We start from the raw sequence: 14393 nt of genomic DNA, 5'->3' as shown, positions 1-14393 counted from the left end.
ATTTCCGGTCACCACCAGGGCCGGAACGGCTTGTAAGGCTTCTCTTCCAGGCACATTCGGACGAGTTTGAGGGCTTCGAGGTGGATGAGCTCTTCGTAGCTGACCTGGCGTTTGAGGGTGCGATGGAACACGGTGGTGGAGAGTTCCTCCCGGACGAGCGCGGCGACTTTCTTGCGGCCGTCCTTGCTCAGAGAAGCGCGGCCGACGTCGGTTTCGAAGTCGCTGGCCTTGAGGTGTTTTTGGGCGGCCGTGCGTTTGAGGAGCCGTTCGGCGAAGAGGGGCTTGAAGGGTTCGGCCAGGTCCAGGGCGAGGGTGTTGCGTCGGCGGTCGGTGTCGGAGTGGAGGAAGCCGATGGCCGGATGCAGTGGCGTGCTGCGCAGGGCGGTGAGGACGCGCGCGTAGACCAGCGAGTTGAGGTAGCTCACGAAGGCGTTGCCCGCGTTTGTCGGCGGTCGGCGGGTGCGGCCGTTTAGGCGCAGCCAGGCGGGGAGTTGGGTGTCGAGGACCGCCCAAGCCGTGCGTCGGTAGTTGCCCTCTTGGCCCATGATTGCGTCACTGTCCTGGCAGTCGGGAAGGGCGGTGCGCAGGGTTTGTAGGGCGAGGTCGAGCAGGTCGGTATCCAAAGCCCAGCGGAGGTTTTCCGCTGTGGCGAGGACGAGCGAGCGGCCGATTGCCGTGCGGGTAGCCGGGTCGGCGGTGATCTCGACCTGGCGTCTGACGACGCTGGCGGAGGCCATGGACTCCGCCGGGCTGAAGTGGCCGGCGTGGTTCCCGTAGTAGTCCAGAACGTGGAGGGTGACTCCACTGCGGCTGAGCAAGGACAGGGCGGAGGTGTTGATGTCGATGTGGTCGAAGGCGATCAAGTCGCGGATGTCGGTGATGGGAATGCGGACCGGGCTTCCGTCGGGGCGTTCAACGCGGACGCTGTTGTCTTCACGGCGGATGCGGCACGGTTCGGTCAACCAGTAGGTGCGGCCGACGGCGGCCATCAGTCTCCCCAGCAGTAGTCGAGATAGGAACAGCCCCGGCACTCTCTTCGTGCGAGATGTGGCGGCGGCGTGGTCGCGGCCAATACGGCGTGAGCTTGGGCTTCGGCGTTCTCGGCTTCGGCGCGGGCGTCGTCGTCCCACGGCACGTCGGTGGTGCGGCGGATCAGGGGGTAATGGACGGTGCCGCCTCGTACAGTGATTCCCCGGCGCTCCAGCAAGAGGCAGTAGTGGCGGACTTGTGCGGCGTGCGCCGGGGATGGGGCGCGCGAGGACTTCGTTTCGTGGACGATGGCCCCGGTGGTGACCCAGTCGATTTTGGCTTCGCCGAGGTCGATGTCGCGGCGCCGGATAAAGGTGGTGTCGTCGACGACTTCCCCGAAGGCGACCAGTTCGCTGCGGTGTTCGGGGCGGTAGCCGCGACCGTAGAGCCAGAGCTGGCGCGGGCAGTGGTGGAGATATTTGATGTGGACGCCGCCCAACGACGCGCTGTCGCCATCGGGCTGGGCGGGGCCGTACGGGGTGTCGCCGGGCGCGCTCACAGGATGGTTTCCGGTTCGGACGGGGGCCGCAGACCGGTGACCGGGTCGTAGTCGCCGACGATGAGGTGTACGCCCAAGCGGCGATCGAACTCGGCCTGATACTGCTTGAGTTGGCGGTAGCGCAACGGGATGAGCAGCCCTGCGGCGAGCAGGGGATCGCCCTTCTTGCCCAGGGCCAAACTCCGGTACTCGTCGGCGTCGTCGCGATGCAGGACTTCGACACTGTCGAACTGCTCGTTGAGGGCCTTGGCGAATTCGCTGCGGTCGTGGAACGGGTCGGTGAAGGTCAGGAACTGTGCGGTGAAAGCGTCGCGGCTGCGCCTGGCCTCGATCTCCCATTTCCGGCCCCACGGTGTGTCGTAGGCATGGGCCAGCAGGCGTTCGATGTCCTGTTCGCTGAGCGTGTCAGAGCCCTGGGAATCCAGATCGGTAAGCGCGGACCAGGCGGCGTCGACCGCGTCGGCGTCGTAGGGCCGGTGTCCTTCTGTGCGGTGAACGCGGAATTCGGAGGGGCCGTCGGGGTGGAGACCCCGGCGATTGACCCGGCCGGCGCGTTGGGCGACCGCCTCGATCGGCGCGTTGTCCACCGCACCCCGGTCGAAGTCGAGTTGCAACGACACTTCGACCGTCTGGGTGGCGACGACCAGGCCGCCGCGATGAGCGCCCTCGTCCGGATGCCGCTCGGGGTGGCGTTGCAGCAGGCTCTTCTCGATCAGGCCGCGATCACGGTTCTTGAAGCGCGAGTGGAGCAGCAGCGCGGCGTAGGGATCGCCAGGCCGGGCTTCGCGAGCTTCTGCGGAGAGCTGGTCGAAGAGACTCTGGGCACCGTTGACAGTGTTCGTCACCGCCAGAACGCTGTATCCCTCCCTGAGCCAGGTGCGCAGCCGTTCGATGCTCTCCGGAGCATCGAACGGCTTCTCGTCGAGGACGAGCCGGTGCCGCACGGGGCTGGTGCCTTGCGGAGCTTCGTGGACGGTGACGCCCTGCTCCAGACTCTCGTCGATGATGCCGGTCATCGTCTTGGAGAGGGTGGCGGACAGGACGGCCACCCGGCTGCCGAGTCGCTCCCACAGGCGCATGGCAGCGCACAGGCGGCCGAACGTGGCGGGATCGTAGGCATGCAGCTCGTCCAGGACGAAGAGCGAGTTGGCCTGTTCGAGTAGGACGGAGGAGTAGACGGGGCCGGCGATGGCGCCGCGCAGGAGCTGGTGGGGCGTGGCCACGCGGAGCCGTTGGGTGAACAAGCGCATGGCGCCGGCCTGCGCTCGTGCTTTGCGGGCTTGCTCGGCGGTCGGGGTTGCCGCTGGCGTGCCGGCGGAGCAGTCGTCGTCCGTGGACTGGGTGAGCAGTGTGTGGGCGACGGTGCCGTGAAGCAGACCGATGTCGGGCTTTCGCTGGCCGGGCGGCGGCACCAGGTCTCGTTCGAAGCGTCGGCGTACTGCGTTGAGGGATGCGCGGTACGGCAGCGTCCACACCAGCCGGGGCTGTCCCGGCATGGTGGAGAGCTGTTCTGCTGCCCAGGCCAGTCCGGCCTCGGTCTTTCCGCTGCCGGTGGGAGCGACCAGGATGAGATGGCCCCGGGTGGTGGCGGCCTGCTGCTGGTGCGGGTATGCCGGGTAGGGGAGACGGTTCAGGTAGTCCGGTAGGAGCGGCATGTGCGTCTGGAGATCCACGTGGGCGGAACCGGCGTGATCGGCGAGAGTCAGCGCACCTTGGGCGAGAACGGCGAGAAGGCCTTGATCGGGTTTGACGGGCTGGCGCCAGGTGTCCAGGAGCTGCTGAAGCAGTAGACGCGACCGTTCCGCCAGGGATGGCCCTCTCGGGGTACCAAGCGGCGGGTCCATGCTGAGGAAGCCGCTCAACCAGGCGAGTAGTTCGCCGTGCAGGCCTTTGGTGACCTGGACTTGGGGCTGGCCGGGGGTGGCGCCTGGAGCGAGGCTGAAGGCCTCGCTCCAGTCGGTGTGCTCGTTGTAGAGCTGGGACAAGGCCGGTTTGCCGCCGCTGTCGGATGATGCGGAGTGCAGTGCCCGGTGGTGGGTGGCGACCAGTGTCGCCACCATGAACCGATCTTGGTCACTCCAGCCTGCCGTGGCGCCGAGGATATCGACGTACGCGAGTGACAGCACCTCGTGCCGTTGCCCCCAGGCGTCATGACCGGGCAAGAGTTGCTGCTGGAAGCCTTCGGCGACCTTGCCCGTGTCGTGGAGCAGCGCGGCGTGGCGCACTCGCCGCCAGAATGCGGGGTCGGTTGCCAGGATCCCCGCCTGCCCGCTGCGGGTCTCGATCTGCGCAACTGTGTCGTGGACGGTGCGTGAGTGCGTGGTCAGCCGTTCCGGGTCCGCTGGCGGTGTGGATTTCGCCCGTACTTCCGTGAGGCCGCGCCGTCGAGTGACGGGAGCTACGGGGTGAGCAGCCATACAGCCCTCCCCGGTAGATCACGGTCTTGCCCTGGCACGGTTCGTTCTCGATAAGCGCCTGACACGGGCCAATTGCCTGTCTGTTCCTCGCACCACTGGTAGTCGGCCCAAGTCGTGGTCAGACGGTCGGTGGATACCGCGGACGCCAAACGGTGAACGACGGCGGACGGTGCGGCGTGACTGCCCACTGGCGCCAATGCATGGTCGACCACAGCATCGCTTGCGGGCTCCAAGGCCACCTGGCACCGCTCCCGCAGGTGAACGATGTCCTGCGAGCGTCCCAGGCGCAGCGCCCAGCGTGGGCGGCGCAGCGCCTGCTCGATACGGTCGCCGTCCCGTCCTGGGATCCACACCGTCAGATGCACGCCGACGAGGAACGGCCGGTCGCGAATCGTCATTCCGCCCTTCCCCGCCCGGACCCGGCCGGACACGGCCCGGTTCGCTCCGCCGGCGTCGATGGGGTGGTAGGTCTCGGCGTCGACGCCATTGCCGTCGCCGTAGGACGCCATGCCGAACGGCACCAGCTCTGACGGTTTGCCGGTAGCTGCGGCCAGCATCCCCCGCACGGTGGAGGGCGGCGGCACCGGTAGACCGTGGGAAAGGCCGGGGAAGAGCGGATCCCGGAAGGACGCCACCGGGGCGTAGAACTCAAACCGCCAGGTCGGCAGCGCGTCATCAGGCACGGGGGGCATCCGCGGGGTCGTCGAACCAGGCGTTGAGTTTGCCGTCGCGGAGATCAGCCGCCAACCTGCGCAGCACGGTGCGGGGATGGTCGATCACGATGGACTTCTCACCGAGTTCGACTGCGCATTCCTTCTCGAAGTCCTCGCGGAGATCGTCCCGGAAACCGGGGCGCCAGCCGATCCGGACCGGAGCTTCCCATTCACCGTCCCATGCCGCCAGCTCCTTGCGAAGAACATCGCCGCGGATCCTGAGGCCCACCCCCTCTTCGCCGTCGACGCAGTTGGCCAGCGGATTGATGCCGCCCTTGAACGGCACCAGCACAATGACAGAGGGGACCCGGTCGCCGTAGTGCAGCGCCTTTTTGGCGCCCCCGCTGAGATGGGCAAGCGATTCCAGCAACATTGCCGCACGCCTGCTGCGCTCCGCGATCGGCAGCCGTACCGCGGGCTGGTCGCGGAACGTCACCGCTGTCGCGCCTGCTGCGGCAGCGGCGGCGACCCGCAATGCCTCTTCCTGGCTGAGGTAGTTCGGCCGTCCGACTCCCTCCGCTGTGGGCAGCGTGAAAGTGCCGATGCGGGGGAGGTCGAGCAGGAAGGGCGCGGCGAGGTCCGCGGTGTAGAACTCGTGGCCGTGCAGTACGGGTTCGCTCACCCCTCGCGACATCACACCGAAGTCCTCCGTGGGATACACCGGTGCGACCGACATCAACGTGCCGAGCATGAACGGGCTGTCCCGCAGCGTCGTCGCCGCGTCTTCCTTCTTGGCCCCGGCCCGCATGTAGCCGAAGAGGTCGTCGTCGGCATAGTGGATCGGGTCCGCGTCGGTGTTCGCCTTCTGTGCCCGGTTCTGGGCTTTGCCGACACGTGTCACAGGTGAGGGCACCGAGCCCTGCTCGACCATGCCGTCCCGGATCCACCGGCGCACCGCCTGAGCCGAAACATACGGGTGCCGTCGACCCCGCACGGTCGCGAACTTCACCCGTGCCGTGGTGTCCTCGCTCTTGCCGTTGTTGGGTGCGCCCGCCTCGATCGCGAGCACCATCTTGCCTGCGAGATACGTCATTACGCCGGTCCCAGTTCGTCGTCGTGAAGAGCGAGAATCGGCTCCCGCATCAGTTGTTCGACCTGCTCGCGCTCGCGCTCGTCGGCCGGAGGAGTGTTCACCACCACCCCGCGCTGGTCCAGAATCCTCAGCACTTCGGCGGCCAGCAACATCCGCTGCTCCCAGGCGCGGGGCCGCTGCGTCACCAGCGGTTTCCACTCCTCGGCGCTGATCGTGACGGCCCTGCCGTCGAACTTGAGACGAAAGCTGGCCTGGTAGAGGAGCGCGCCCAGCCGATAGCCGTTCAGCCCGGCGTTGCGATATTCGGCCAGACGGCCGCGAGGGCTGCCGCTGCCGTGCTCGATCCAGTCGGCGATCAGAGTCGCCACCCCGCTCAGGTTCGGCTCCATGCCGTGAACCTCTTTCTCGTAGCTGTAGGCAAGGCGAGTCAGGGCCGCACGGTCCTGGCTGCGCCACCGATCGGTGTCCCAGAGCAGGTCGTGCAGTTGCCGCGACAGCGACCGGCTCCGTCCGTCCTCCGCCTCGAACAGCAGCCGTGCCGCCTCGGCCGGACCGCCGACGGTCACCTGACCGTTCTTGTCCCGCTGGGTCAGGGCTGTCTCCAGCAGCCGCCATCCACGGCGCAGCGGCGCGTTGCCCTGGACCGCAGCCAGGAAGGTCGGAACCGCGCGGCGAGTACGTGTCACACGCAGCCATGGCTCCTGGTTGTCGTTCTTGAAACTCCACAAGGTGGTCGCCGACAGGTCCGGCCCGGCATTGCGCAAGGCCCGGAGGGTGACCAGTTCCGGCCGTACACCCGCCACAAGGCCCGTGAAGCCCGCGTGCATGATCCGGCGTGCCCTGACCACATTGCGCTCGGCGAACTCTCGTTCCGCCGAATCCTGTTCACACGACAAGACCGTCGCCGATCCCGCCGTGACCCACGATCCGTACGGCAGCGCCCACATCGCCAGGCGACAGCCTCGACACACCGGCCATCCAGCCAGCCCAGGGGGCAGCGTATTGAGCGCCTTGTTCGTATCGAACATCGGCAGCATCGACTTCGCCCAAATCGACGTGGAGCCCGCGCCACAAAAGGTGCACGGCCGTACGGGACGATCGTGATCGTCGGGTGCGAACATCTCCACGAGGGCGCTCTTGAGTACGGTGCGGTCACGAGGGCGGCTGGCATGGGTCGCCTTCGAATTCGGATACAGCGCGAACAGAACTTTCCACCAGTCGTAACGCGGTGTGTCCTTGTCCGCCGACGCCGCTTCCGCGACGTCCTCCACGATGCGCGTCGCGACAGCGTCCAGGTCCGCAGCGACCATCTGGCCCGCGCTTGCGCGACCAGCCATCACGCACACGGCCCACGCGCCGGCCCGCTGCAGGGGATGGCTCGTCGCGGTCAGGTGTCTGGTCGTGCTCGCCACGGCTACCGGATCCATCCGAACCCCTGCACCGTGTCGAGCCCGAGCCCCCACGACCGAAGTGCGTCCACGTAGGGTGCCTCGGCTTCCATCGACACCCGCACCTGCGCCCCGATCCGTGGCGCTCCCCGTACGGTGAACCGCCGTCGCGGACCGCCCTCCAGCACGCGCAGGCCCTGCGGCGCGGGCATGCCCAGCACATCCGCTTTATGGACCAGGTTGTGCTCCAACCGTTCGACATAATGCTCATCACCGGGAAGCAGATCATGGCCCTCGTGTCTGATCACGACGGGAGTTGCGGTCGCCAGCTCAACCACGCCGCCGACAGTTGTGGCGCCCATATCGACGGTGAATCCGCGCAACCGCAGGCGCGTCGCCCCCCATTCAATTTCCGTCCGCGAAGCGAGCGCGGCAACAAGCACAGCCGCAATCTCCGGAACGGGAGAGCCGAACCACATGGAACCGTCGGACGAGGTCGTGTACTCGCCCCGCTGTCGCCGAGCCCCTCGAAACTGGGGAGCCGTCAGCCCGATCGGCTTCAGCGGATGCCCCCGCCACCCGACGTCATGCAACGACTGAGCCAGTTCGGGATCCTGGCTTCGCAACAGCCCGTACACGACGCCCCGCGCCGGACCGTGCACATCCTCCCACCGCAACGTCGGCGTATCGGCCTCGACATCCACTCTCAACCGCACAGCAACACACCTCGCACACCACAGCCGTCAGCATCGCCGCTCGGCTCAACTATCAAGAAACGCAGCGTAGTTGACCAACTCAGATGGGATGGTAATTTATTACGAAGTAACACCAAATCAACTCCATGGTGATATGAGACCTTTGGTTGGCGTTGCGGTCTCTCCGTCCCAGCCACCTGCACGCCACGCAAGGTAGCGCCAACCACCGACAGCGCCCCTCGGCGACTGCCAGATCGAAGAATGGATCCCTGCCAGACTGAACGAACCCGTGCGCGTCTTACAAAACGTCCTGACCTGCACTGATGCACTACCGTCGGGTCGCCGCACTTTCGCCTCACAAACCCGTCCAACGACCCCGCCTGACCACTACCTTTACCCTCGGGTCGTCATCAGCCCAGGAGGGCTCGCAACCCGCGCCCGCCCGTCACCCACCACCGTGTCCGACGTCGTCATCAGCCCAGGAGGGCTCGCAACGTGCGCGCCCACTCCTCCGGGCTGATCTCCACCGTCGTCGTCATCAGCCCAGGAGGGCTCGCAACGCGCCCGGACCGACGCGCTGACGATCCTCGACCAGGGTCGTCATCAGCCCAGGAGGGCTCGCAACCCCTCGACATCGCCTGACCGGCCGAACCCCAGCCGGTCGTCATCAGCCCAGGAGGGCTCGCAACCGCGGTGGGCACGGTCCTTACGCCGAGCCTTGCGCGTCGTCATCAGCCCAGGAGGGCTCGCAACCAGTACGGTGCGCGCGAGTACGGCGCGCTGCTGGAGGTCGTCATCAGCCCAGGAGGCTCGCAACGTGATCTGCTGGCCTCCGATGCCGTGCAGGTTGCCGGTCGTCATCAGCCCAGGAGGGCTCGCAACCGATGCCCGAGTGGGCCCGGCTGCACGACGACCGGTGTCGTCATCAGCCTAGGAGGGCTCGCAACTCGTAGCTGTCCAGGGACAGCACGACCGACATCGTCGTCGTCATCAGCACAGGAGGGCTCGCAACGGCTGCCGGTGGCCGCGAAGATCGCGGGCCAGTACGGTCGTCATCAGCCCAGGAGGGCTCGCAACCGGGCTTCGGCCAGGGCGAGCACGAGTGTGGCCGCCGTCGTCATCAGCCCAGGAGGGCTCGCAACACAGGACACGCCTGGACGGCATGCAGATGCTGCTGGTCGTCATCAGCCCAGGAGGGCTCGCAACCCGATCCCGTGCACGTACGCGTAGCGGGCCGCCAGCGTCGTCATCAGCCCAGGAGGGCTCGCAACACGCTTTCCGCCCGCTCGACTGGGCTTGGTGCGCCGGTCGTCATCAGCCCAGGAGGGCTCGCAACCCGTGGGCAGCGTGGGCGGCGTACCGCCCGCCAGCTGTCGTCATCAGCCCAGGAGGGCTCGCAACGCATGCCACAGGGCCTGGGCGAGGACGTCGTCGGGGGTCGTCATCAGCCCAGGAGGGCGGGCAACTCGTGTATGTACGGCCACTTCGGCAAGTACCTTTTGCCTCAGCTGCCGAGAATGGTTTCTCGGGCGGCGCGCGCCCAGACGGCTTGCTGTCGGGCGGGGAAGCCCATTCGGTTCCAGTGGAAGATGACGTGGCGCGCGAGGATGCCGCGGACGCCGAGGTTGAGTTGGCCGTTCTCGGCGGCGTCTGCCAGGTCCCGTCCGCTGCGTTCGAGGCCCGCGATCCAGGGGCTTATGAAGGCGAGGGCGCCGGAGTTCAGGAGGGGGTGGGCGTCGGTGAGGAGGAGGCGGCGCATCGGGGTGACCATGGTGCTGATTTGGTCCGGGGTGACGTCTTGGGGGAGTGGGCGGCGTTCTTCCACGCGCGCCCATACGTCCCCCTGCTCGCCGTATTCGAGGCGGGCCGCACGCATCAGCAGCGTCATGCCGAGAAGGGAAGCCACCTTGGCGTCCGGCAATGTCTTGCTGCTGTCGGATGCGGCGTGGAGGTAGTCGAGGACGCCGAGGCTGTCGGCGTGAAACAGCTCGTGGGCGAGCTTCATGCCGGTCGGGCCGCCGAAGGCGGTGGTTTCTGGTTCGTACAGGGCGGGGTGCCAGTTCGTGGTGACGCCACGGGAGACAGAATTGTCGAGGGCTGAGGTGATAGGGCTGGTGGCGTCAAGTCCAGGGTGATAACGCAGCCGCCAGTGGGGGTGCTTGCGTACGAACCACCAGGCGCCCACGGGCCCGGACAGCAGGGCGGGCAGGAGGTAGGCGTGGAAGGCGCGTTCGGCCATGGGGTAGTCGGCGAAGCGGATGTTGACCTGCTGCCAGGTGGAGGGCTGGGCGTCGAGGGAGGCTCGGCCTGCGGCGCGGTAGTGCTTGATCGCTTCGGAGAGGCGGCCGGGCGTGGTGTGAGCTGCTCGGGCGGCTTCGGCTACGGGGATCCCGCCGAGGACGGCCAGGACGGCGTCCTCCGTGCGGTTCGTGTCCTGGGGCACGCTGCTTCCTCTCAGGCCAGGAGGAGGCAGGCGTCCCACCGACCCTGGGGCGCGGCGCCGCATTCGGCGTCCTGGAAGCCGAGGACGGCTCCGGCTCTTCCGACCAGGAATCCGCCTTCCTGCGGAGTCTCGGCCATCAGGAACCGGACGGCGAGGGGGCCGAGGTGGCGGGCGAAAGCAGTCGGGTCGTCGGCGTCCTCTGCGACACGCTGGACGGTCCGGAGGACGCCGCCGACGCCGTGACACAGACCGCGGTCGGCGACCCTGGAGAGTTCGGACGGATTGGTCAGACAGCGGAGCAGCGCCCGTTCAGCCATCCGTTTGCGATCATTGTCGCCAAGAGCGATGGCCGCGAGTTGCTGTGCGCGAACGAGTCCTGGAGTTCCGTAGCACCACGACGGCGTACACGGGAGAGCTGGAGCGGGCCCACTGGCACTGATCCATCGCGGCCAGCGAAGACCACCGTGGTCGCTCTGGCGAATCCGGTCGAGCCACCGGCAGATCCGGACCATGGCGCCGTCGTGCCCGGCCACGGTGACGCCCGCGCGTTTGGCCAGGGCGAGGAGAGCAAGGGGGCCGGTAATGCCGTGCGCCATGCCCGCGTTCGCGTGTCCGCCGGGGGTGGCCGTCGGGTCGCTGGCCGGGGCGTGTGCGACCCACCAGCCGGGCCGGGACTCGCCGCTGGCGGAGTCGACGACGGGCTCGGTGAGGCGTACGAGGTACTCCAGGACGCTATTGAGTTCGGGGCTGTTGGGCGACCGGAGCAAGAGCAGGGCGCCGATGCCCGTCAGCCCGCGGAACAGGTCGTACTCCGCGAACGACGGGGACCGTCCGGCGTCGATACGGGCGTGTGCCGCGGCCAGGCGCTGATGCGTGTGGGTGGTCACGATGCCGTCGAGGGTGCGCCGTGCGCCGCCGTATCGGTTCGTGCCGTCGGCGGCGAGGTGGAGGACGAAGGCCATTGCCGGGGCGCCGAGGAAGAGGTTTGCGTCAGGTCCGCCCATCAGCGGGCCGATCTCGCCAAGTACGCGGTGCACGTCGTGCCAGTCGCCGGTACCGCGGCGTGCCCGCTCGACGGCCAGCAAGGCGGTACCGAGGGGACCGTGTGCGAAGGACTGCCGAGCAGACAGCGAGGCGTCGGTGCCGGACGGGGCGGTGGTCACCGAGGTACTCCTTGGGAACGAGTGATCCAGGACAGAGCTGCGGCGCGGGCCGTGCGGCGGCAGGTGGCCTCGGCGTCGAGGTCGATGCCTGCGACGCGGTTGTGGTGCATGTGGAGCAGGGACGGCAGGACGGTGGAGGGGGTGATTCCCTGAGCGTCGAGTGCCTGGCGATAGCGGGCGAGGGCCTCGCGCCGCTCCGTCCAGGTACTCCCCACGGCATCGCCTCCGGCGAGACCACCCAGGACCGCCCTCGGGCCGTCGCTATCGGTCAGTCGCAGAGCGAGAGCCTGCGCGGGGCGAGGAGCCGGCGCGGCGTCGCTGCGTGGCAGGTGCCGTATCAGCCAGTCACGCCCGGCTGACCGCGAGCCGAGAAGGCCGCTGGCGATGTCCACGAACGACGCCGCAGTGACGCCGGGACGCAGGTCGGCCGGTACGGCGAGCCGCATCTGCGCCAGGGCGGCGGTTGAATCGGCGGCGAAGTACGTCTCCGCGGCGGCGAGCGCGGCGCCGGTGCCGTAGCGGCCGGTCTCGGGTTGGTCGGTGTCCCATTGGACACGGTGGATCAGACCCTCTTCGCTCAGCTCAGCCGCCCACGCGGCCACCTCTCGTGTAACCGGGCCGAACGCGTCGGTCGCGGCCAGGCGAAGCCGGACCCGTAGGTGCGCGTCGGGGTCCGCGTAGCGGATGAACCACGACTCCGTGATGTTCTCCAACTCGGCCAGCAGCCGGGGTAGATGGGCCGTCAGCACATCCGGGACGCGTGCCTCGCTGCCGTAGACCTTCAGATAGGCCCAGTCCGTGGAGCCCGGTATCCGCGCGGCCTCGCGTACATACGTGGCACCGCGAGTCGGGTGTGGCACGGGTTGCTGGTTGGCGGCGAACGGCACGGTCACTTCGTGTGCGTGACCGATCCAACCGAAGGCGCTCTCCTCCGGCGCTTCGTGGAGAACGACGGTGCCATGACGGTCGACCTCGGCTCGCAGGAGGTCACGATCGGCGGCGAGGTCGAGGTCGAGGCGGAGCTGCTTGTCGTCGGAACCGACGGTCACAGTGCGGGGGACGCCATATCGAATACGCCAGTTGGTGAAGTGCTTCGTCCATTCCCGTGGCTCGGTCACGTCGCGGGCGTGCAGCCGCCAGCAGGCGCCGGACAGGATGGTGCGGCCGTAGCGGACTTCCGGTAGGAACGGGAGTCGGGCCGCAGCGCCCCAGGCGAAGGGGATGAGGATCGCGGCGTGGGAACGGTGCAGCTCGGAGAGGAAGCGCACCAGGGGATGGGTCGCGGTGCTCAGCTCGACGGCGTTCATCACGGTCGGTTCGATGATCCGCCCGGACAAGAGGGAGACGAGGTAGAGCTGTGCGGAATCGGCGGTGACCCCCAGGTCGTCAAGGCCGAGCGTGGCGTCCGGGTTGTGCTCCCCGACGGACAGCGCCTCGGGTGCGAGGAGGGGCGCGCGGCCGACGTTGTGCGTCTGGCGTTTCAGCGGCGGTGCGGAGATCTGTGTCCGCACCGCGCCGTCGGTCAGCGTCGGCAGCGCGGTATAACCGGCCGCCACCTGGGCGAGTTCGGCGGGTTCCAGCATGGGCAGGAAACGGCCGGTCAGGGTACCGGCGGCCAGCGACAGGCCGACGGTGGAGAGGTTGAAGCGGCCCTCGGTCAACGCGCGGGCGGACAGTGCGAGCACGCTGAAGCACAACTCGACGTGAGCGGGGACTTGGGCGGGTTCGCCGAGGGACAGGGCTTCCATGTCCCCGTCGGTGAGAACGATCTCGCGCTTGTCGGTGAGCGCGGCGTCCTGGGCGAGCGCGAGGAGATGTTCGTCGCGCGGTGTCGTCGCGAGTACGGGGCGGGGCAGCACGGTGCCCCGGAAGCCGACGGGGAAGCCCAACCCGGTGTCGGGGTCGGTCAGTTCACGTACAGGAACGACGCTGCCCATGCTGTAGCGCTCCAGGAACCGCGCCCGATAGTCGCTCCACGCGGGAGAGCCTTGTGGATACGGCGTGATGCGGGCCATCACCGCCAAGGCGCGCTCCGCCTCGCGGGCGACCTCATCCGGCAGGACGACGTCGCAGTCCGGGCGGACATTGACCATGAGCGGGCTCGCGGTGCCGCGGGTGATCGCGGTCATCGCTTCGGCTGCCTCCGCCCGCAGGCGCGGCTGGTCCTCGGTGGACGCGTGGTCGTGCAGGTGCAGAAGCCGCTGGATCGGGCGGAGTTGAGCAGTCCTCGTCGTAGCACCGGCCTCGTCGAGACGCGCGATCAGGTGGCCCAGCGTGTCCGTACACGTCATCGGCGGTTGGAGACCGGTCAGCAGTACCCGGTGCGAGACGAGGTCGCGCACCATTTCCTGGACGACCGGTTTCGGCGTATCGGGGTAGCCCGCGTGGAGCTTGTCGACCAGGTCGCGGACCTGGACGGGGGAGCGGGCGATCCCGAGCGCCGTCTCGGCAGCGCGAGTCCGCCGCAGGCTGGTGTCGGTCGGCCCGTCCGTACCGGGTTGGTGCGCGACGACGATCCGGGCCCCGCGCACGGTGCAGGTCGGGTCGGTCACGACCGTGAGACGCGGTAGCACGGCCGGGTCGTGCTCCAGGGCTGCGGTGATCTCGTGCAGCCAGGTGGCGTCGGCGCAGGCGTAGGCGCGGTGACGACTGCCCCGATGAACATGTGCCTCCTGGCCGAAGGACACGGTGGTCGAGCCGGCGAAGAGTCCGAAAGGGGTGGCTCGGTACCGCATTCTCACCAGATAGCGGGCCGCTGCCCGCCCGGTCCGCCGCAGGCGCGCAGGGCGTGCCGTGCCGTCGATCGCCGTGCGAACCGCGCTCGTGAGGAGCGGCGCCGCGTGGCCGATCGCCTCCGCGCGAGGGACGTCCGCCCATACTTCCTTCAGCCACGTACGAATCTGTTCGAGGGTGGCGCTCTCGCCGGGCCAGGAAGGCGTCGTCGAGGTGAGCGGAAAGACCGACATTCTGATCATGCCCGCGTCAATCTGTTGATACATCCGTGCTCCTTCCG

At 68.2% G+C, this 14393-nt stretch carries 10 protein-coding genes and 2 CRISPR repeat arrays; all 10 genes read right to left on the bottom strand.

The window, feature by feature from the left end:
- Positions 1-8: 8 nt before the first annotated feature.
- The gene (cas1b, locus tag BGM09_RS21235; protein WP_188283248.1) at positions 9-989 is read right to left on the bottom strand and encodes a type I-B CRISPR-associated endonuclease Cas1b; all 981 of its coding nucleotides are present in this window, start codon (positions 987-989) and stop codon (positions 9-11) included.
- Positions 989-1528 carry a CRISPR-associated protein Cas4 gene (locus BGM09_RS21230; RefSeq protein WP_317452812.1) on the bottom strand — a complete coding sequence of 180 codons (540 nt, stop codon included), beginning with the start codon at positions 1526-1528 and terminating at the stop codon, positions 989-991. The genes cas1b and BGM09_RS21230 overlap by 1 nt, the downstream gene beginning before the upstream one ends.
- Positions 1525-3945 carry a CRISPR-associated helicase Cas3' gene (cas3, locus tag BGM09_RS21225; protein ID WP_188283247.1) on the bottom strand — a complete coding sequence of 807 codons (2421 nt, stop codon included), beginning with the start codon at positions 3943-3945 and terminating at the stop codon, positions 1525-1527. The genes BGM09_RS21230 and cas3 overlap by 4 nt, the downstream gene beginning before the upstream one ends.
- Positions 3927-4637, bottom strand: a complete 711-nt coding sequence (gene cas5, locus BGM09_RS21220) for a CRISPR-associated protein Cas5 (RefSeq protein WP_188283246.1) — start codon at positions 4635-4637, stop codon at positions 3927-3929. The genes cas3 and cas5 overlap by 19 nt, the downstream gene beginning before the upstream one ends.
- Positions 4621-5691: a type I-B CRISPR-associated protein Cas7/Cst2/DevR gene (gene cas7i, locus BGM09_RS21215; protein WP_188283245.1), complete on the bottom strand. Its 1071-nt coding sequence runs from the start codon at positions 5689-5691 to the stop codon at positions 4621-4623. Before cas7i ends, cas5 begins: the two co-directional genes overlap by 17 nt.
- The gene (locus tag BGM09_RS21210; RefSeq protein WP_317452810.1) at positions 5691-7103 is read right to left on the bottom strand and encodes a hypothetical protein; all 1413 of its coding nucleotides are present in this window, start codon (positions 7101-7103) and stop codon (positions 5691-5693) included. The genes cas7i and BGM09_RS21210 overlap by 1 nt, the downstream gene beginning before the upstream one ends.
- A 2-nt stretch (positions 7104-7105) precedes the next feature.
- Complete coding sequence (gene cas6, locus BGM09_RS21205) at positions 7106-7795, bottom strand: CRISPR-associated endoribonuclease Cas6 (protein ID WP_188283243.1); 690 nt, start codon at positions 7793-7795, stop codon at positions 7106-7108.
- A gap of 382 nt (positions 7796-8177) precedes the next feature.
- Positions 8178-8527: direct repeats of the CRISPR family, unit length 29 nt; unit sequence GTCGTCATCAGCCCAGGAGGGCTCGCAAC.
- A 99-nt stretch (positions 8528-8626) separates the two neighbouring features.
- Positions 8627-9240: direct repeats of the CRISPR family, unit length 29 nt; unit sequence GTCGTCATCAGCCCAGGAGGGCTCGCAAC.
- Positions 9241-9278: 38 nt separating this feature from the next.
- Positions 9279-10217 carry a thiopeptide-type bacteriocin biosynthesis protein gene (locus BGM09_RS21200; RefSeq protein WP_317452809.1) on the bottom strand — a complete coding sequence of 313 codons (939 nt, stop codon included), beginning with the start codon at positions 10215-10217 and terminating at the stop codon, positions 9279-9281.
- An 11-nt stretch (positions 10218-10228) separates the two neighbouring features.
- Positions 10229-11380 carry a lanthionine synthetase C family protein gene (locus BGM09_RS21195; protein ID WP_188283241.1) on the bottom strand — a complete coding sequence of 384 codons (1152 nt, stop codon included), beginning with the start codon at positions 11378-11380 and terminating at the stop codon, positions 10229-10231.
- A complete protein-coding gene (locus BGM09_RS21190; RefSeq protein ID WP_223187367.1) occupies positions 11377-14379 on the bottom strand; it encodes a lantibiotic dehydratase in 3003 nt (1000 codons plus the stop codon). The genes BGM09_RS21195 and BGM09_RS21190 overlap by 4 nt, the downstream gene beginning before the upstream one ends.
- Between the last annotated feature and the right edge of the window lie 14 nt (positions 14380-14393).

The sequence above is a fragment of the Streptomyces sp. CBMA29 genome, from assembly GCF_014596445.1.
GTDB lineage: Bacteria > Actinomycetota > Actinomycetes > Streptomycetales > Streptomycetaceae > Actinacidiphila.
The sequence above is the reverse complement of the archived record's forward strand: the minus strand, read 5'-3'. Positions and strand labels throughout refer to the sequence as shown.

Bases quoted from the DNA above. Each gene is read 5' to 3' on its own strand.
- cas1b (WP_188283248.1), bottom strand. From the start codon at position 989: ATGGCCGCCGTCGGCCGCACCTACTGGTTGACCGAACCGTGCCGCATC.
- cas3 (WP_188283247.1), bottom strand. From the start codon at position 3,945: ATGGCTGCTCACCCCGTAGCTCCCGTCACTCGACGGCGCGGCCTCACG.
- cas5 (WP_188283246.1), bottom strand. From the start codon at position 4,637: ATGCCCCCCGTGCCTGATGACGCGCTGCCGACCTGGCGGTTTGAGTTC.
- cas7i (WP_188283245.1), bottom strand. From the start codon at position 5,691: ATGACGTATCTCGCAGGCAAGATGGTGCTCGCGATCGAGGCGGGCGCA.
- BGM09_RS21190 (WP_223187367.1), bottom strand. From the start codon at position 14,379: ATGTATCAACAGATTGACGCGGGCATGATCAGAATGTCGGTCTTTCCG.